Source organism: Alphaproteobacteria bacterium, assembly GCA_018063245.1.
GTDB lineage: Bacteria > Pseudomonadota > Alphaproteobacteria > JAGPBS01 > JAGPBS01 > JAGPBS01.
On sequence record JAGPBS010000021.1, the window covers coordinates 17426 to 36037 of the forward strand.

Annotated in this window: 15 protein-coding genes; 7 read left to right on the forward strand and 8 right to left on the reverse strand. The window is 40.7% G+C overall.

Annotation, left to right across the window (positions count from 1 at the left end; all coding sequences use genetic code 11):
* Positions 1-397: 397 nt before the first annotated feature.
* Together KBF71_04290 and KBF71_04295 are read left to right on the forward strand one after the other, a co-directional pair.
* The gene (locus KBF71_04290; GenBank protein ID MBP9877537.1) at positions 398-1993 is read left to right on the forward strand and encodes an NTP/NDP exchange transporter; all 1596 of its coding nucleotides are present in this window, start codon (positions 398-400) and stop codon (positions 1991-1993) included.
* Positions 1994-2124: 131 nt separating this feature from the next.
* Complete coding sequence (locus KBF71_04295; protein MBP9877538.1) at positions 2125-4005, forward strand: hypothetical protein; 1881 nt, start codon at positions 2125-2127, stop codon at positions 4003-4005.
* A gap of 4 nt (positions 4006-4009) precedes the next feature.
* Here the strand turns inward: KBF71_04295 and KBF71_04300 are convergent, their stop codons facing one another.
* On the reverse strand, positions 4010-4468 hold the full coding sequence (locus KBF71_04300; protein MBP9877539.1) for a hypothetical protein: 459 nt from the start codon (positions 4466-4468) through the stop codon (positions 4010-4012).
* Positions 4465-4944, reverse strand: a complete 480-nt coding sequence (locus KBF71_04305) for a hypothetical protein (protein MBP9877540.1) — start codon at positions 4942-4944, stop codon at positions 4465-4467. The genes KBF71_04300 and KBF71_04305 overlap by 4 nt, the downstream gene beginning before the upstream one ends.
* Before the next feature lie 144 nt (positions 4945-5088).
* Between KBF71_04305 and KBF71_04310 the strand changes: the two genes are divergently transcribed.
* Both KBF71_04310 and KBF71_04315 read left to right on the forward strand, forming a co-directional pair.
* Positions 5089-5685, forward strand: coding sequence for a TetR/AcrR family transcriptional regulator (locus tag KBF71_04310; protein MBP9877541.1), 597 nt, complete (start codon positions 5089-5091; stop codon positions 5683-5685).
* A gap of 56 nt (positions 5686-5741) precedes the next feature.
* Positions 5742-6926 carry a leucine-rich repeat domain-containing protein gene (locus KBF71_04315; protein MBP9877542.1) on the forward strand — a complete coding sequence of 395 codons (1185 nt, stop codon included), beginning with the start codon at positions 5742-5744 and terminating at the stop codon, positions 6924-6926.
* Positions 6927-6941: 15 nt separating this feature from the next.
* On the opposite strand, the gene KBF71_04320 is transcribed toward KBF71_04315, so the two are convergent.
* The 6 genes from KBF71_04320 to KBF71_04345 form a co-directional block, all read right to left on the reverse strand.
* Positions 6942-8258 (reverse strand): adenosylhomocysteinase, encoded by a 1317-nt coding sequence (locus KBF71_04320; GenBank protein ID MBP9877543.1) that lies wholly within the window; start codon positions 8256-8258, stop codon positions 6942-6944.
* Between the two features lie 71 nt (positions 8259-8329).
* A complete protein-coding gene (rapZ, locus tag KBF71_04325; protein ID MBP9877544.1) occupies positions 8330-9214 on the reverse strand; it encodes an RNase adapter RapZ in 885 nt (294 codons plus the stop codon).
* Positions 9215-9250: 36 nt separating this feature from the next.
* A complete protein-coding gene (locus KBF71_04330) occupies positions 9251-10258 on the reverse strand; it encodes a TAXI family TRAP transporter solute-binding subunit (GenBank protein MBP9877545.1) in 1008 nt (335 codons plus the stop codon).
* 82 nt (positions 10259-10340) lie between these two features.
* Entirely contained in the window at positions 10341-10928 is a 588-nt protein-coding gene (locus tag KBF71_04335; GenBank protein ID MBP9877546.1) for a hypothetical protein, read from the reverse strand.
* Positions 10929-11228: 300 nt separating this feature from the next.
* Positions 11229-13889, reverse strand: coding sequence for a valine--tRNA ligase (locus KBF71_04340; GenBank protein MBP9877547.1), 2661 nt, complete (start codon positions 13887-13889; stop codon positions 11229-11231).
* A gap of 233 nt (positions 13890-14122) precedes the next feature.
* Positions 14123-14977 (reverse strand): isopenicillin N synthase family oxygenase, encoded by an 855-nt coding sequence (locus KBF71_04345; GenBank protein ID MBP9877548.1) that lies wholly within the window; start codon positions 14975-14977, stop codon positions 14123-14125.
* Positions 14978-15147: 170 nt separating this feature from the next.
* Between KBF71_04345 and KBF71_04350 the strand changes: the two genes are divergently transcribed.
* The 3 genes from KBF71_04350 (at position 15148) to KBF71_04360 (ending at position 18370) form a co-directional block, all read left to right on the forward strand.
* Entirely contained in the window at positions 15148-16137 is a 990-nt protein-coding gene (locus tag KBF71_04350; protein MBP9877549.1) for a lipase family protein, read from the forward strand.
* A gap of 106 nt (positions 16138-16243) precedes the next feature.
* A complete protein-coding gene (locus KBF71_04355; protein MBP9877550.1) occupies positions 16244-16912 on the forward strand; it encodes a hypothetical protein in 669 nt (222 codons plus the stop codon).
* 297 nt (positions 16913-17209) lie between these two features.
* Positions 17210-18370, forward strand: coding sequence for a hypothetical protein (locus tag KBF71_04360; protein ID MBP9877551.1), 1161 nt, complete (start codon positions 17210-17212; stop codon positions 18368-18370).
* Positions 18371-18612 lie beyond the last annotated feature (242 nt).

The window sequence follows — 18612 nt, forward strand, 5'->3', positions numbered from 1 at the left end:
TCATTGCGAGCGAAGCGTGGCAATCTCTTTCGAATTTCTAGATTGCCACGTCGGCTCCCGACTATGTCGTGAACCTCCTCGCAATGACGAAAGTCATTTATTAACAAGCACTAGATACTTCCACAGGCACTATAACAGAATGAATGTGACAATTTGATGACAAAAATGAATTTTTTTAATGGATATCGCGTCTTGATTCTTGCTTGAGCGGTTTATTTTCCGCGTTGTGTTGTTTTTTTATGTTTAACGCTGCGAATGTTTTCCTTATACATTAAATAATTTGTGCATTTTATTCTTATGTCTTGTAAATATTCTTGTTTTAGTGTATAAATATGAACAATCAGGTTGTCTGATTGTTATTAATTTTTTCTTATTAACGAAGGTAAGGATTTATACGATGTCAACAAAAGAGAGTCTCTCTCAGAAAGATGCGCCAGCATTTAGTCCCATCCGGGCCTTTTTCTGGCCAATTTACGGTGCGGAGCTGAAAAAGTTTATCCCTATGGGGCTTTTGATGTTCTTCATTTTATTCAATTATACAGCTTTAAGAAGTATCAAAGACACATTGGTAATTGGGTCAGGCGGAACGAGTGTTCTTCCAGTGCTAAAGTTTGGTGTCGTATTGCCATTCGCTATTTTGTTTATGATTTTATATGCAAAAATGGCAAATGTATTCAGTAAGGAAAAGCTATTTTATGCAGTAACTGTTCCATTCTTGGCTTATTTTGCCTTATTTGCATTTGTTCTTTATCCGAATCATGAAGTTCTGCATTTATCAGCAGCTTGGACAGAGTCATTGCAAGCGGAATATCCTCGAGTTCAGTCTGTATTTCCAGTGATTGCGAATTGGAGTTTCTCCTTAATATATGTATTTGCTGAGCTTTGGGGCAGTGTTATGTTGTCACTCATGTTCTGGCAGTTTGCAAATGAGATCACAAAAACACAAGAAGCGAAACGTTTCTATGGTATGTTTGGATTGATTGCAAACTTTGCTATGATTGCTGTAGGGTTGTTTCCGTTGATTCAATCTATATTTGATCACTATTTCCTCACAGCGGCTGCAAAATTTGATTTCCAAATCACTTTCACATTCTCGGCTGTGATTGTGAGCTGTTTTATCCTTATGGGAATTTATCGTTGGATGAACAAAAATGTTCTGACAGATAAAAGATTTTATGATCCACATGATGTGCCTGCAAAAGTTGGCAAGAAAAAAGCAAAATTGTCTGTGAAAGAATCTCTTTCTTACGTTTTCAGATCAAAATATCTTGGTATGATTGCTCTTCTTGTGATTTGCTACGGTATTGTGATTGGCTGTGTTGAGGTTGTTTGGAAAACTCAAGCTAACCTATATTATCCAGAAAATGTTGATTATAAAGCCTTTATGGATAAATATCTTGCAATCACAGGTGTTGTGACCATTATCTGCATGCTTTCTTTTAAAGGAATTGTCGGAAAATTTGGATGGCTCCGTGGCGCAATCATGACACCGATCATGATGCTTGTAACATCAGTTCTGTTCTTCGCATTTATCTTTATGCAAGATGCATTTGATCCTTACTTTGTTGCGCTTGGAACATCATCACTTTTCATGGCAGTTATTGTTGGGGGTATTCAAAACGTGCTCAGCAAAGGGACAAAATACTCACTTTTCGATCCGACAAAAGAGATGGCTTATATTCCACTTGATCAAGAATTGAAAATGAAAGGAAAGGCAGCTGTTGACGTTGTCGGTGGCCGTCTTGGTAAAGGGGGAAGTGGCGCCATCAATTTCGCTTTAATGGCTATTGTAGCGGGTACTATTGCAGATGTCATTTCTTATATTGCGATTATTGTTGTTGCCCTCTTGGTTGTGTGGCTCTATGCCGTTGGCCATCTCAGCAAGCTTTATCACAAAGCTTTGAAGGATAGCGAAAAAGCAATCGCTCATGATGATAAAGTGAAAGTTGCAAACGATGCTCATAAGAAGATTGAAGCGCCAAAAGCTGCTTAATTTTTAAAGCATGTGTTTAAAAACCCCTTAGGTCTCTAAGGGGTTTTTTTACGTAAGGAAGACTTGAATTTCAATTTTAAAGGTTTAGAATAAGGAAGGTCGATATAAAATAAGAAAAGGGAGAGTTTTTAATGCGCATTCAATTATATAATCTTGAACAGTTAAATAATTTTGAGATTCGATTTGATGCAGTTGATAAAGGGCTCAATTCAAGATATTTAACGCCTGAATTTGCTTGGCTCGCTGATACAACATTAACAGGCATTTTAACAGCTGTGGGAGGCGATGCCTTACTCAGAGAGATTTACAATAAAGATCTTTCACCTGAAGGATGGTCTGAGTTGATTCATCCTTTAGATATTTTATCCATTTTGTCACTGACAATGGCCTATCAATTAAAGGCAGATCAAGTCAGAGAGCTATGTAATGAAATTGTCCATTTCGATATGGCCTCCAAAAATTGTGAAGCAATATTGGTGCGCTCAGCTGTAATGAAACAGGTGATTGAGGCATCAAAAGCCATACCTGCGAGGCCAATTTCAGGGAATACGCATGCTGTAGAAATACAAATTCAAAATGGCTTACGATCAGTCTTATCCAATAATGATCGTTTGGTGAAAGCACGTAAAATGACACAGCAACAAGCTCGATTGATTATGAGTGCTTATAACAATCCTCAGCATTGGCTTGACCCAGAAACTGTTGGTGGTGCCAAAAATTCATTGATTGAAAAATCTCCTGCTTTTGGTGGGCTGAGTTATGTTGAGCTCTATCAACAATATCTCGATATTAAAAATCCTAAGCCTTTACCTGTTGAAGAGCCAAGGGTTGATTTAAGACCAGCTGAGGCCTTGGATTCTTATAATCATTTGTTGATTCTGTATTTGAAAGCTTCGCCTCAAAATTTAAATGAAATCCGCAGTGCGTTGGGAAATCGTGCCGTGCAGATTCTTGGTTCTGACACGCGCCCGGCTCTTAATAGCTTTTTGTCGCCCGAGGCTTTGGCAAGAGGAAAGGCTGTGTCTGAAAGAAGACGAGGGCTTGACTCTGGTTTTCTCTTAGCTCAATGGTTAGGTAATTATGAAGTCAGCCGTGTTCTGTTAGGAAATATAACTGAGGCTCAGTATTTCCTGCGCATGAAAGAGGAGTTGGACAATGAGATTAAGGCGGCGCTAAGGCCAGTGAGTCCAAATCCTAACCCAGCTCCAGTTCCTTATCCAGTCCCGAATCCAGCCATGTTCATAGATGACTTTCTTGAGCAATTTGTTGATAATGATCTGCCAGCAGTGGATAACTATGATGATCCTGATTTTGATTGGACATCATATATTGCTGCACAGGAAGCTGTCTCAGTTGAAGAGCCTGAAATGTCTAGAGAGCCAAAGCCATTGATCACTCAAAGGCCTATAAATCCTAATCTCTTAACAGTTGATACTTATAAGGCTTTTGTTGATGAGATATGTCATGATCCAAAGTATCTAGCTAATTTAGCTCAGGGTGATCATCTTCAGTTAAAACTTTTCGAAGATACAATTGCTTCCTTAAGATCGATCTATGCCAATTCGATCGATGTGCCGCAAGTTGTCAAAGCTCTGTCTATAAGTCAGTTGCAGGACTTGTTCGAAATTGCATCGGACCCTTATTTATCTGTTGGTTTTGTTATGGAAGCTTATAATGAAACGGAGTTTGAGAACGTGCGTTTTCAAACACAAAAGAAAATGCCGAATCCACAAAGATTCCAGCGTAAGACAGAGGCCCTTTTTCAAAGATGGTCAGGGCAGAAGTTTTTGCCAGATACAATCAGAACTCAATTAAAGAAATCAGAAGACTTTCAGGAGCTGAGCGACCCTGAGATTGTTGAACTGTTTCAAAATACCTTTAAATGGCTTGACCCAGATACAATGCTGTGTTTGCCAGGGATCTTGCAAAATGAAAATCATAAAGATTATCCTGTTTTGTATTATCTGATTCCGATTGCCGCTGTGCAAAGTGCTTTTGAAGAAGATGTATGATCGGTTAATAAAGTGAACCTATCTCAGCTTTTAGCAAAGGATGACATGCCTTTTGGATCTGCTTTAATCGGTTCCTAATTTCGGCTGTCATTAAATCTGGGCATTCTTGCAAGGCGAGAACAGCAATCATGATTCTGCCAGGACGCTGATTATCTTTCAGCCAATCAATGATGGGCATTGTTTCAAAAAGGTGCGTAGCTTTTAAGCCGCTTCCAAGTCCGCGTTGATCTTTGATGAGGCCTTCAATGTCATTGTTATGTCCTTTTGTTAGAAGAAGTTTATCAAGCTGAAGAGCGTTGATAAATGTGGCACCAATGGTGCCTTTGCGGACAACTTGCCCATCCAGCACGATTTCATTGAGTTTTTCAGGGAAAATTTCATTTGCCGTGACAGCATAAGTTGTTGTGGCTGGTCCTAGGCTTATAAGAGCGGCAATCAGGCCTGTTTTAAAGTGATGATTCATTTTGATTCTCCTCGATATAGTAACTTTTGGATTTCTGCTTTTAAAAGAGAATGAGCGCTTTTTGATATGTTGATCAATTGAGATTTTAACAAGGACGAGAGTTCAGCAGGATAATGCTGAAGATAAAGGACGCCTGCCATGACTTTTCCTGGTTGATCTTTACTTTGAATCCATTCAGTGGGCGGAAACATCTCAAAGACTTTTAGTTCCTTCTGTGTTTCCATTGACTCAAAAAGATCAGCAATTGCTTTGTGGGCTTTTGCTGGATCGCCTTGTTCTGTAAGTTGAAGGTTTAGCTCGGCCACATTGTCAATTAAGGCTTTGATGGAGCCTTTGCGAACGGTGCGTCCGTTTTGATTTATTTGATCTTGCCCATCAGCTAAAAGCTGTTCTGGGGTAATCGCAAATGTTTGATTGCTTGTACTTATCATCAAAGATGATAAGAGCAGTGATGCTATTCGTAATCGTTTTTTCATTTTAATTTCCTCAATATAATAACTGACCGGTCGGTCAATATTTAATTTAAGGATAAAAAAAGAAAGTGTCAAGAAAAATATTGACCATATGGTCAACTTATGTGCATTATGAATGAGAGAAGGTGACCATAAAGGATGATGGTAATGGAAGAAACGCGTAAATACAGAACGATCTATACAATTTTGAAAGCAGCGGAAAGCGTTTTTGTTGAAAAGGGCTTTGGGGCTGCTTCAACGCTTGAGATTGCCAAAAGAGCAGAAGTCAATAAAAGTTTGATTTTTCATCATTTTAAAAGTAAAGAAGCCTTGTGGAAAGCGGTTAAAGAAATTCTGATACGCGAGCATATGGGCAAAAACATGGAAGATGTTGAGTTTCCAAATACATCATTCCAAGACTTTATCATTGCTTTTTGTGCCTTTCGTATTGAGCTTTATGAGAATAACCCGAGTTTTGTGAAGATGATGTCATGGGAAAAGCTTGCGGAATCATCAAGTGACATCCAAGGTATTGGTTTAAATGACACTTTTAATTTAATGGCGCTCATAAAAGATTTTCAGATGCGAGGTGAGGTGCGGGCGGATTATGATCCAGAGATGATTGTAACGTTTTTATTTACATCAACATCAATGCCTTTTATTGATAGGCCTGCTTTTTTTGACAAAGATGAGAAGCAAAAGCACCTCTATCTCAGAATGGTCATGGAGAGTTTATATCAAACTTTTTCTGCGGATCTATCTTGACTTGATCTTTTTTTGAGTCACAATAGAATCAGTCGTTTTTATTGTGGAGAATCATTATGTCATTTGTTCAAAAAACTGGTGTTAGTATGGTCAATCGCGAGTCTGCAGAACCTATTGATTATACAGTGCAAGCGCAAGTCATTCAGCAGCCACGGCTGCAACTCATGAATGCATTTTTCCCTCAGCGTCAGTGTCTAATCAGTACCCAAAGGTTGGCAGCAATTTATCATCATGATACAAGTGAAGGGAAGCAGGGGTTTGAGCACTTATTGTTTGCTCTTGTTGGTTCAGCGCATAAAAGAGTGAAAATTGAAATCCGGAACGACGTTTTCAGTGCAATTCATTATAGGGAACACTATCACAATCTCTCCTCACGTCAGAAGAAAAATATTGAGATGTTTGGGCGTTTGAGTCCAGATGAAGTTCAAGTGCTAAGCCAGGAAGTGCTTGATGAACTTTGTAGAGGAACAAATACGGATATAAGTAACATCAGGATTAATCTTTCTGCCGAATATTTTCGTGAGTCTCCCATTGATTTTGCCTTTCATCTTTTAGAATTCAAGCAAGCAGCCCATGTAGCACAAATAACAATAAATAAGGCCTTTCAAGATTATAAGTATTGTCGAAACTCAATTATCGTAGATGTTAAGCCGGAAACTACCTTGTTTATTCTCTCAGCGAGAAGCCTTGTTTTGCTCCCTCCTGAGATAGGAAGCCTTTCTCGCATTAAAACATTAAAGATCCCATCTAATAGGCTTCAATCTTTACCTCCTGAGCTTTTATTGCTTTCTCGGCTAGAAGTCCTATGTGCTACAAGGAACATGCTAACGTCACTGCCTGCTGAACTTGGTGACATGACTGGTCTGATTGAGCTTGACCTTTCTCTTAATCAGCTGACGAATCTACCAAAGGACCTAGGAAGACTCTCTCGATTAAAGTTTTTAGATGTTAGAAAAAATAGACTTGTCAATCTGCCTTCAGAGATTGGACTTCTGACTCAATTAGAACAATTGAATATTCAAAAAAATGCTCTTTCTTCACTGCCGCTTGAAATTGTAAAGCTTTCACAATTACGAAGTCTTCAGATTCACTTTAACCTATTCACTGATGTGCCAGAAGAGTTTGCAAAAATGCCTCAGTTCCAGTATCTACAAGTTTCTAATGTACAATTCCAAGCCTTATCCCCTGCATTTATACAGAGAAAAGCAGAGGGGAGCCTTACAATCATAAAGCGGTGGTGATTAAGAAGAATGCTCCTAGTACCTGTAATGATCTGACTTGTAAGGGCCTTGCTGTGAAATGCCAAGATAGTCAGCTTGTTTTTGAGACAGGCTTGTAAGATGAACGCCAATCTTTGCAAGATGCAGACGCGCAACTTTTTCATCCAATTGCTTTGGCAGAACATAGACTTTATTCTCATAATTCTGATGATTTGTCCAAAGTTCAATTTGCGCTAAGACCTGGTTTGTGAAGGATGTGCTCATCACAAAGCTTGGATGCCCCGTTGCACAGCCCAAATTCACAAGGCGGCCTTTTGCTAGAATGATGAGCCTTTTGCCATCGCTCATGATCACTTCATCAACCTGAGGTTTCACTTCTTCCCATTTGTAATTTTGAAGCGCATCGATCTGAATTTCTGAATCGAAGTGTCCAATATTGCAGAGGATAGAACGGTCCTTCATTTTGCGCATATGGTCAATGGTGATGACATCAATATTCCCTGTTGCTGTTACAAAAATATCACCCAAAGCACAGGCTTCATCCATGGTGAGAACTTGATAGCCTTCCATCGCTGCTTGCAAAGCACAGATAGGATCGATCTCAGTCACAATGACGCGTGCCCCTTGTGATCTGAGACTTGCTGCAGAGCCTTTACCAACATCGCCATAGCCGCAAACAACAGCAACTTTACCAGCAACCATTACGTCAGTTGCGCGTTTGATACCATCGACTAAACTTTCACGACAGCCGTAGAGATTGTCGAATTTTGATTTTGTGACAGAGTCATTGACATTGATGGCAGGTGTTTTGAGTTCTCCCTTTTTTGCCATATCATAAAGACGCATCACGCCTGTTGTTGTTTCTTCTGAAATGCCACGAATGTCTGTTAGTAGAGTAGGGTATTTTTCATGAATGATTTTGGTCAAATCACCGCCATCGTCAAGAATCATATTTGGTGTCCAGCCATTTGGTCCATGGATGGTTTGTTCAATACACCACCAAAATTCTTCCTCAGTGAGGCCCTTCCACGCAAAAACAGGAATGCCTTGCGCCGCAATAGCAGAAGCTGCATGATCTTGGGTTGAGAAAATATTGCAAGAAGACCATCTAATTTCAGCGCCTAAATCAATGAGTGTTTCGATCAATACAGCTGTTTGAATTGTCATGTGAAGACAGCCAGCAATGCGAGCGCCTTTGAGTGGAGATTTGCCTTTGTACTCAGCTCTGAGAGCCATGAGACCTGGCATTTCTGTTTCGGCAATTGCAATTTCTTTTTTACCCCAGCTTGCAAGAGAGAGGTCTTTGACTTTAAAATCTTCATCTGCTGCTTTGAGTAATGTTGCGTTTCCCATGTGGATCTCCTGAAATGATTGTTATAATTCTGTAGCTGGAGCATATCAAAAATGGGTTCACAAAGCCACTTTTATTTGTGATTTTTTTCAAGTTCACGATGCTTTGTATGGACTGCATATCCTTGTTCTTTTAACCATTTGCTCAAGGCTTCTGCCATATAAACAGACCTATGTTTTCCGCCCGTGCACCCAAAGGAGATGGCTAAATAATTTTTGCCCTCTTCGATATAACGAACCAAAAGAGGCTGTAAGAGGTTTTTTAAATTCTGATAGAAAGACGGAAAAATCGGATCTTCTTCAATATAGTCACCAACGGCCTCTACTTGGCCTGTTTGATGAGAGAGCGCGTCAACATAATGTGGATTTTTTAAAAAGCGCACATCAAAAAGAAGATCAGATTCTCGCGGGATCCCGAATTTGTAAGAGAAAGATTGAACCAATATCAAAAGAGGGCTTGATTCATGGTGGAATTTACCCTTTAAAACAAGGCGCAGGTCTTTGGTTGTCATCAGCGATGTGTCAATGAAAATGTCCGCAGATTCTTTTAAGGGATCCAGAAATTCTTTTTCCTTCAGAATAGATTCTTGCAGATCAGATCCTTTAAGAAAGGGATGTTTTCTGCGGTTTTCATTAAAGCGACGTAACAGAAAGGCAGGATTGCAATCCATATAGAGTAAGACATAATGATTGTCTGGATTGTTGATTCGTTGAGTGTCCAATATAGAAGTAAGGCCTGAGAGGCTAAAATCTTTGCTGCGTGAATCAATGCCGATGGCCAGAGGTGTTTCGTCTCCAGCATCATAGTCTAAAAAGGATTGAATAAGAGCAAGCGGTAAATTGTCGAGAACGTAAAATCCAATATCCTGAAGAATATTAAGCGCAGACGACATGCCCGCACCAGAGAGGCCGGTAACGAAAACAATAGAACGTTTTTGTTTTTTATTCGGATTTGACATGCATTAAGGATGGCACTTTTTTGGCCCCCAATAAAGTTATTCTTTTTTGTGGTAAAATTGCTCAGCACCAGAGTGGAGAGGAATAGACTCTTTGAGGGATTTTTTGGTCTCATCAATATGCAGGCGTTTTAATTTCTTTTGCCCATTCAGATCCCCTAATAGCGTCAGGATTTGACGAATTAAATCTGGATCAATGTCTTTATGGACAATCAGAACAGCATCGCTCGAAATGGTTTGAACAGCTTGTGTGTTTGTATAGGTACCTGCCTTGATGAGGCCCTTTTTAAAAAAGGTCAGTTTTTCGAGTGCTCTGTGAATTTGATGATCGTCTGCATTCAGTAATTTGATTGGGATTTGATCAGATAGATGTATTAAAATTGTTGAAGGCGTGTGTCCGATCAAGAAAATAGCATCAATTTCTTCGTGAATAAGCGCTTCAGCTGACTGACTCGGGGCCATGTATATGGGCGAGAAATCTTTTTTATTTAAACCGTAAGCCTTTAAAATAGTGAAGGCATCAATTGCGGTGCCTGATCCTTTTAGGCCAATTGCAATTTTTTTCCCTTTAAGATCTTCAATTTTCTCAAAACCACTTTTTGCTTTCACAATAATTTGAACGCTTTCTTGAGCCAAATGAATAACACTGCGAATGTTTTGATAGGTTTCAGGTGAGTTTTTGTAGGGTCCTTCATGATGAAAAGCCAGATAAGCCAGATTCTCTTGGACAAAAGCAGCTTGCAGGGAGCCTTTGTTGACAGAGCGAATATTTTCATCTGAGCCAGAGGTCGTTTGCGCAATGGCAATCAGACCAGGTATGCCGCAAGTATCATCTTTTGTGCAAGGGTCAGTGCCTGGTGGGTGGCTGATTCTTTTTGCAAGTTCAGTCCCCATCTCAAAATAGGTTCCTTGATTTGGACCTGTCCCGATTCTGAAGAATTGAAGATCTTCTGCGGTTGTCATGATGGGCGACATGACGAAAATGCTCAAAAACGCAAGAGTAATTCTTGAAAAGAATGGATGTTTCATCGGGTGCATATCACGCATGAGGGCTGCCTGCCATTTTGTATTTTTGTCACTCTATTATTTGTTGTGTCATGAGTCGCGATAAAATGCAAGAGCAAAAATCTTAAAAAAATAAGCAGAACAAAGAAAAAACGGAAAGAGCGATACCTACAAATTTGACGGTATTCTCTGAGAAGTCCTTCCTGAGCGTTATTTGAAAGCCTGACCCTGCAAAAGCGAAGAGGCATAAGAAAAAAGAGAAAGTGAGATATGTGAGCACAAACCCACCAAGGCCTGAGCTGCCGGGCACATGTTTGATAGCGTAGATTGCTCCAGCTAGGAAAGCAATAATAGCTTCAATCCAATCAGCCATGTCTATCGAAAGTAAAATGAGAATTCCCAATACTAAAAACATGATGAAGGGTAAATAGTAAGAATAAGGAATCCCAAAGCCAAAAGAGTTTAGTGATTTAATTGTCAGCACGCCAAGAAGACAGGCAAAGAGTGCAGTAAAGCGAATCGCACCAGAATGGATGCTGAGCCAGAATCCCAGAATAAAATAACCAAGCCAGAATAGGTGCTGAGATCCAATCGTTGCGGACAGGCTAGATGAGCTCAAGAAGGGCAAAAAAGATTGTGCCTGTGCTGATTCAAATGGAAGAGCAAGGAGCAGGAAGCTGAGCAAAAGAGCTTGTATTGTTTTTGTTTTCATTGTGATCTCATTTGTAATGTATGTTTGTTAGTAAATGGTTTTCAGCGTTTTAGTGACGGTGTAGAGGTTCAAAACTGCTGTGAGAGCTGAAGGCCCGTCACTCAGAGGGCCCGCCCTCGGGCCCGTGGAGTCTCCTGAGGAATAGAAAATAAGTGCAGCTTTTGTTGATGCTTTGCAGAGATTCCATCCTCCTACGCTAAAGCTTCGGCGGGACAGGCGCCACCCCTTAGAGGGTGGCTCTGAATGACTACTTTCTAAATCCGTCAACGAAACTATGAACATATAAAGCAATGACTTTACCTACAGAGAAGCAAGCTTTTGCAAAGCGGCAGCAACTTTTTCTTTGCTGCTGATATAGCCTATTTTCTTGGTGTTTTGCTCATCAACAACATGCTGTGGTGCTTTATCAACAAAACTTTTGTTGGAAAGCTTTTTCTCAATGAGAGAGATTTCATCATTCAGTCGCGTGATTTCCTTTTCAAGACGCTCTTTCTCTTTGCTCAGATCAATCAAATCGTTCACAGGAATAATCAGAGTTGCTTCGTCAATAACATCTTGAAGGCCAGTGATTGCTGTATCTGTTTCAGGAATAACAGAGAGACGATTCAAATAACCAGCTTTCATCAGGAAAGCCTCATAGTTTTTAGCGCGTTCTTGATTCAGGCCTGATGCGCCTTTGATATAAAGATCAATTCTGGTTGAATAGGGCAGGCTTACCTCTGCTCTGATATTTCGAATAGCACTAATCACTTTAATAACCCAAGCTAGGTCTGCTTCGCTCTGATTGTTCTCTAGAGTAGAAGAAAGTGTTGGCCAATCAGATAGACAGAGGAGCTTGCCATCATTTAAGTTAAGCTGTTCAGCAATTTCTTCTGTGACATAAGGCATAAAAGGATGAAGCAATAAGAGCATGTTTTTGAGAACAAAACCCATCACTGATCTGGTTTCTTCTTTCATAGCCTCAGAAATAGTGTCATCTTGGAAAATTGTCTTGATGAATTCAACGTACCAATCACAAAATTCGCCCCAGATGAATTGGTAAAGACCGTTTGCTGAAATGTTAAAATAATAATTTTCAAGCCCTTCAGTCACTTCATTTTGCAGGTGATAAAGGCGAGAGAGAATCCATTTGTTGAGCGGATGCTGCGCAGTTTCAGGCTTAAAGTTTGGATTCAGTTTTGCGCCGTTCATGTCACAAAATCGTGCAGCATTCCAAATTTTTGTTGAGAAGTTGCGGTAGCCTTCAATCCGATTGATCGCAAGCTTAATATCCCGGCCTTGTGCTGCCATTGAGGCGAGTGTAAAGCGCAAAGCATCTGTTCCGTACTGATCCGTAATTTCAAGAGGGTCAATCACATTTCCCTTTGATTTGGACATTTTCTGACCATGCTCATCGCGTACCAGTGCATGAATATAAACATGTTTGAAAGGAACATCCTTCATGAAGTGAAGCGTCATCATCATCATGCGTGCAACCCAGAAGAAGATGATGTCAAAGCCAGTCACCAATACATCGGTCGGGAAATAACGATCGAGCTCAGGTGTTTTTTCCGGCCAACCTAAGGTTGAAAATGGCCAAAGAGCTGATGAGAACCAGGTGTCCAAAACATCTTCATCACGTGTGAGTGTCACTGATTTTCCATAATGAGCTTTTGCTTGAGTCATGGCATCTGTTTCATCAAGGGCAACAAAGACATGCGCATCAGGTCCATACCAAGCTGGAATTTGATGTCCCCACCAAAGCTGGCGACTAATACACCAAGGCTGAATATTATTCATCCATTCAAAATAGGTCTTCTCCCATTGCTGCGGATAGAATTTTGTTTTCCCTGTTTTTACGGCCTCGATGGCTGGGATAGCCATTGTTTTGGCATCGCAATACCATTGGTCGGTCAGCCATGGTTCGATCACAACGCCAGAGCGATCGCCATAAGGTACTGTGTTTTTGTGCGGAACAATTTGCTCAACAAGACTTAAAGCTTGGAGTTCTTCAATGATTTTGGTCCGAGCAACAAAGCGATCGAGTCCTTGATAGGCCTTTGGTACATTTTCATTGAGATGTGCATTTTTATCAAAGATATTGATCATGTCGAGACCATGACGTTTTGCGACATCAAAGTCGTTAAAGTCGTGAGCTGGTGTGATTTTTACAGCACCTGATCCTGTTTCAGGATCAGCCCACTCATCAGCGATAATAGGAACCTCACGGCCGGTTATCGGCAGTTTTACCTTTTGTCCAATCAAGTCTTTATAGCGCTCATCATCAGGATGAACAGCCACAGCAACGTCGCCAAGCATTGTTTCAGGGCGTGTTGTCGCGATAACAATGTGGCGGCTTGAGTCCGTTGCGAGTGGATATTTGAAATGCCAGAGGAAACCATCATTTTCCTTTTGCTCAACTTCAAGATCAGAAATCGCTGTGTGTAATTTTGGATCCCAGTTCACAAGACGCTTGTCTTTATAGATGAGTCCTTCTTTATAGAGTTCAACAAACACCTTGGTTACAGCATCATTGAGTCCTGCATCCATGGTGAATCGCTCGCGTGACCAATCAGCAGATGCACCCAATTGATGAAGCTGCGTTACAATTGTATTGCCTGATTGCTCTTTCCATTCCCAGACGCGCTCAAGAAACTTTTCACGCCCGAGCTTGTGACGGTTGGTCCCTTCTTTATCTAAAAGGCGCTCTACAACCATTTGCGTTGCGATACCGGCATGATCAGTCCCTGGTTGCCAAAGAGTATCTTTGCCGCGCATTCTTTCAAAGCGAATGATAAAATCTTGAATGCTGTGATTAAAGGCATGTCCCATGTGCAGGCTGCCGGTCACATTGGGCGGTGGCATCATAAGAGAAAATGCACGTTTCGGAGAGTTGACATCTGCTCTGAAATTGACTTTATTGAACCATTTTTGTAAAAACTTTTTTTCAATCTCTTTTGGGTCAAAGGTTTTCTCAAGCATTTTCTCATCCATTAATTAATTAACTAAATGCGCACAGCGCCTATCACTTCAGATTGATACAACAGAATCAATTTTGCAAGAAAAATGTGAAAGGTAGTCACCGAGTGATCCTGAACTCACGTTATTTGTCACCCTGAACTTGTTTCAGGGTCTCATCATCATTCCAGAGAGATGCTGAAACAAGTTCAGCATGACGGGTTTTGAGAGCTATTTAACCCCGCAGTCTACTATCCCTACTTCTTCACAATGTTATTTTCCTTAAAACGTTCTCTCAGGTATTCTTTCGCCGTATAGTCTTCTGAAAGCCTTACATTGTTACGAGCTTGGAAGAACATAGGTGTTGAAAAGCGAGGCTTATTTTCAGCTTGAGTCGTTGGGTTAATGACGCGGTGTGTTGTTGATTTATAATAACCTTTGGTCATCATCTGGAGCATATCGCCTGCATTAATCACAATATTGCCAGGGTTTGTGTCAATGCTATGCCAGTTGCCCTCAATGTCCTTAGCCTGCAGGCCAGGGCGATTGGCAGCTGGAAGAACCGTGAGGAAGTCAATATCCTCGTGTTCAGCTGCGCGGATGGCGCCTTGCTCTTCATTACCTTGTAGGGCAGGGTAATGGATAATCCGCATAATGGATGTTTCAGAATCTTTGATCGCATCTTGTAATGAGCATTCAAAATCTTTTTTGATGTCAGCTGGTGTTTGCTCATCAAGCCATGTGCAGAGTTGCTTTGCAATCTCATAACCTTGGGCAAAAACATGCTTTGTTTGAGCGAGTAGATCCGCAGGCAGCGCATTTTTATCATTTAAGTTGTAATGGTAATATTCCATAAGGTTAGCGGCATTATAGCCTTTTGCTTTTTCGAGATTGTATGGATAATAGCCAAGAAATGTCTCTTGATCATTTTCAAAGTGAAAATTCATTTTTGCATCAGAGGCAAAGAACTGATCCCAGGCAGTGCGAAGGTCAACAAGCTCTTGCGGATTTAAAGGATGATTTTCAAGAACAGCAAAGCCTGTTTCTTTTAATGATTTTGCAAGACGGACTGCAGCATCGGCAGCCTTGTAATCGATTTTTAAAATATCCATTGGTTTCAATCTCCTTTACCCTGTTTGATTGGTATTATTTCTGTTTACACAGTCAAAATCAAGAGGAATATCACCTCAGGAAGAAATTGAAAATTCTTTGGATTCTTCATCCTAAATTGACCAGTTTATTTTATGCTGAACTTGTATTTCAAGCAACAAGGGAGAGTATAATGGCACAAGGTGAATTGGTTAAGTTTGGCTCTCGGCCATATATTGCTGCTATCAATTTATCGAATGTAACTTATGCCTTCTCTTATGTCACGGGAATGGCTTCCAGTGTGACGCAGAGAGTTGGGAAAATACTATCGTATTTCTGGCCAACAAGTTCAAGAGCGCTTATTGAGCGTCCTGTTGAAGCCTTAAAAACAGCAGCTGACGTTTCTGGCGTTGCCAATTGGACCAATGCTGTGATTCTCAGAAACTTCAAAGAAACAAGGAATATGTTGAATTTTTCAGGAGCTTCCTACATCAGCTTGCTTGAAGATCAAACTCAAAATCAGCTTGAGATCATCGAAAAGTATCAAAATCAAGGCTATCAAATTTCTCTTTTTGGAACACAAGATGAGCTTGGCGGTATCATTGCGAAAAAAGGACGTCAGATCGTGATTGCATTCCATGGTACAAAACAACTCAGTGATTGGCAGCGAAATTTAAATTTGTTACCCGTTTCCCCAGTTTGGGCCAGAGAAGGCTATATGCATTCAGGCTATTACAGTTGGACAATGGAAAATATCAGGATGATTACAGAAAACATCGGACAAGTCTGTTTTGCTCAGAATTGTCAGGTGAGTGATATTGATATTAAGCTAACAGGCCATAGTATGGGCGGGGCGATTGCTCAAATTACAGCTCTTTATCTCACGAGCTATCTGAAATTTAACTCACTGCATGTTGAAGTTTTTGGTGCCCCTGCTTGGGCTTCAGCGGGCATGTTACAGCTCTACCATAGCCGGGTAAAAAACAGTTTTACGTTTTTACATCATGATGATCCAGTTGGGTTTGTCACACGCTTTTTTGGATATTATCATGTTGGGAATGTTGAAAGGCTTGACAGAGAGGCTTCAGCTCAACGTCATCGGTGGCGGGGCTATCAATCAACACTTACCTCTTCATCTTTAAGACAGCGGACCCCACTCTTGCTGAAAGCCTCTGAAGAATAAAAGAAAAATTCTTAAAAGTCATTTTTTGAAAAATAATATATAAAAATTGTGTTAAAATCTTCTTATCGGGTATGTCCCATACTGAACGCGCAATAAGGAGAGAGAAATGGTAAAGCCAGTCACAGGAGGCGTTGAGGCGCCACAAACCAATGAAATGCCAGAGGCAAATGTTGTCGTAGAGATGGCAAAATCTCGCGTAGAGATGTTACAACAGCATGTTGAAAATTTGGATGAGATTGCACTTGAATTGAGAGAGGCCGGCGTTGTTGATGCCCCTGCGATGCCAGAAGGCGTTCACAAAGCTGTTGAAAAAGTGAAAAAGGGCGTTGATGCGCTTGATAGAGCTGCAAAGTTTGCTCAAATGAATAAAGGTGCAGAAGCAGCAACAGAAGCAAAAGGCGCAGCTAAAGAATTAAAAGAAGCAATTAGTGATATCAGTAAAGCTGAGGGAAAAGCAAAATTGGGTTTTGTGAAGAAATTGGCGCTCGCTTTGCTAAAGGTTGCAACGTCTCTTTCTAAGCTTTGTGAGTTTTTAGCGAATCTCACCTTAGAAGTCATAGGTGAAGAAGACAAAAGCACAGTGGCTCAGATCGCAAAATCAGTAAGAGCAATTAGTAAACCTATCAATGATTTTGTGAAAGCCTATGAAGAAAGAGCCAAAACAAAAGCTGCTGAAGCAGCAGCTGAGAAAGTAGTAGACGAAGTTGAACAAATTGCTGATGAAGTTGAAGTTATGGTCGATGAAGTTGTTGGTGAAGAAGCACTTGTTGAGTAAAGGCTAACGCACTCGTCATTGTTTATAAATCGTCATTCAGAGTCGCCTCCTTAAGAGGCGACGTGGAATCTCAGCAATACTAGAACATAAGACAATGCTTGTTGATGCATCCCAGAGACTCCACGGGCTCCGAAGGAGCCCTCTGAGTGACAGCAGTATTTATCGTATAGTCTATTAGGAGTTTTCATCTTAAAAATAAAATAAATTTTTATACACAAATTTATCTAAAATATGATACAATGATTTTATAAGTTCGCGTTTATCGTTGATATAAAGTTCAATAAAAAGGAGAGAATAATGGTAAAGAGCATTGATCAAACAGGACAAACACATCAAGTTGATTCTTCTGATGAAAAAGCAGAGTTTAAAGGATCAAAAGTTGCAAAAGATGAAACAGGACAGTCTCTTCATAAAGGCTCTTCAGTTCCACACAAAGACCAGCCTATTGAGGCAAGGGATGTAGAGGTTCAAGACAGAGCCGAACTCAGTACCGATAAAAAAATAGAGAAGCTCCTTGGTATGGTTGAAGGCTTAAAGAAAATGTCAGAACAGCCTGTTGATATGGCTAAAGCAGAAGGCGAGTTAAAAGAGCTTCAAGCAGATTTTACATTGGCCTATGATGTTGTGAATTTGATGGGTGATGGAGAGGAGATTAGCAAGGTGAAGGGATTTTTAGAAAATATACTAAGCATTATCAAGTCACTCCTTATTTTTGTCGGCATTATGAAAGAGGTTGATGCGAAAGGGAACCTGCCCCCTGAAAAGCAAGCAGAAGTTGATAAGCATTTAAAAGCCGCAGAAGAAGGAGTTCTGAAATTAGGAGATCCACCACCAGTCGCTGCAAAAGCAATGCCAATTCAACGAGGGACAGCTCTACCAGATTTAAATAATGGATCTGAATCATCAAGTGTTTTTGCGGATAAGTCTTTCGATGAGTTTGATTTTAAAACTCTCGAAGAGCATGTGATGGATCATGGCAAAGCCCCAGAAGCTGTAGCAGAAAAGCCAGTGCGCCCGAATGCGGCTGCCTTGCTTGCAGGTGCAGGAAAATTGAAGAAAGCAAATGTAGAGACGCAAAGTCAGCAAAAAGCAGCGCCAACTGGTTTTGCATCCAAGTTGGCTGAGCGTAGAAATGCTCTTGAAGTTGAGGATGGCGAAGAAGAAGAGTTTGAAGATGATTTTTATGTTCCTGAAGCACCGAAAGAAGCAGCACCTTCACCTGTTGTGCAGAAAAAAGCTGCGCCAGGGCAAGAAGTAGTTAAAAGACCAGTTGCGGCGCCAACAGATCTTCTTGCCGGTATCCAAAAAGGTCGTGTTCTGAAAAAGGTTGAAAAAGAAAATAAACCGCCTGTACAGGTTCAAAAATCACCACAGGAGGCTTTATCAGGCAGTGATCTTCTCGAGAAAGCTCGGTTGGCAGAAGCTCAAGTCGCGGATGATAATGACGATGAGTGGTAAGGACGTTTGGGCCGATGCACAATAGCTTCAATCGTCATCGCGAGCCGAACAACGTGAGGCGTGGCGATCTCCTCTTCCAATACCCATAAGATTGCCACGCCGTCATGTCATCGCCTTTGGCTCAGACATGAGAGCTCGCAATGACGTTTCTCCTTGCTTTATCATAGGCGTCCATATATGACGGTTTCTCAAATCCTACTTAAATTTTATTATACAGGGATTTCCTAGCTATCTCTCACTCA

Coding starts and splice junctions, on each gene's coding strand:
- KBF71_04360 (MBP9877551.1), top strand. CDS start 17,210: ATGGTAAAGAGCATTGATCAAACAGGACAAACACATCAAGTTGATTCT.
- KBF71_04305 (MBP9877540.1), bottom strand. CDS start 4,944: ATGAAAAAACGATTACGAATAGCATCACTGCTCTTATCATCTTTGATG.
- KBF71_04290 (MBP9877537.1), top strand. CDS start 398: ATGTCAACAAAAGAGAGTCTCTCTCAGAAAGATGCGCCAGCATTTAGT.
- KBF71_04330 (MBP9877545.1), bottom strand. CDS start 10,258: ATGCGTGATATGCACCCGATGAAACATCCATTCTTTTCAAGAATTACT.
- KBF71_04345 (MBP9877548.1), bottom strand. CDS start 14,977: ATGGATATTTTAAAAATCGATTACAAGGCTGCCGATGCTGCAGTCCGT.
- KBF71_04310 (MBP9877541.1), top strand. CDS start 5,089: ATGGAAGAAACGCGTAAATACAGAACGATCTATACAATTTTGAAAGCA.
- KBF71_04300 (MBP9877539.1), bottom strand. CDS start 4,468: ATGAATCATCACTTTAAAACAGGCCTGATTGCCGCTCTTATAAGCCTA.
- rapZ (MBP9877544.1), bottom strand. CDS start 9,214: ATGTCAAATCCGAATAAAAAACAAAAACGTTCTATTGTTTTCGTTACC.
- KBF71_04340 (MBP9877547.1), bottom strand. CDS start 13,889: ATGCTTGAGAAAACCTTTGACCCAAAAGAGATTGAAAAAAAGTTTTTA.
- KBF71_04335 (MBP9877546.1), bottom strand. CDS start 10,928: ATGAAAACAAAAACAATACAAGCTCTTTTGCTCAGCTTCCTGCTCCTT.
- KBF71_04295 (MBP9877538.1), top strand. CDS start 2,125: ATGCGCATTCAATTATATAATCTTGAACAGTTAAATAATTTTGAGATT.
- KBF71_04315 (MBP9877542.1), top strand. CDS start 5,742: ATGTCATTTGTTCAAAAAACTGGTGTTAGTATGGTCAATCGCGAGTCT.
- KBF71_04355 (MBP9877550.1), top strand. CDS start 16,244: ATGGTAAAGCCAGTCACAGGAGGCGTTGAGGCGCCACAAACCAATGAA.
- KBF71_04320 (MBP9877543.1), bottom strand. CDS start 8,258: ATGGGAAACGCAACATTACTCAAAGCAGCAGATGAAGATTTTAAAGTC.
- KBF71_04350 (MBP9877549.1), top strand. CDS start 15,148: ATGGCACAAGGTGAATTGGTTAAGTTTGGCTCTCGGCCATATATTGCT.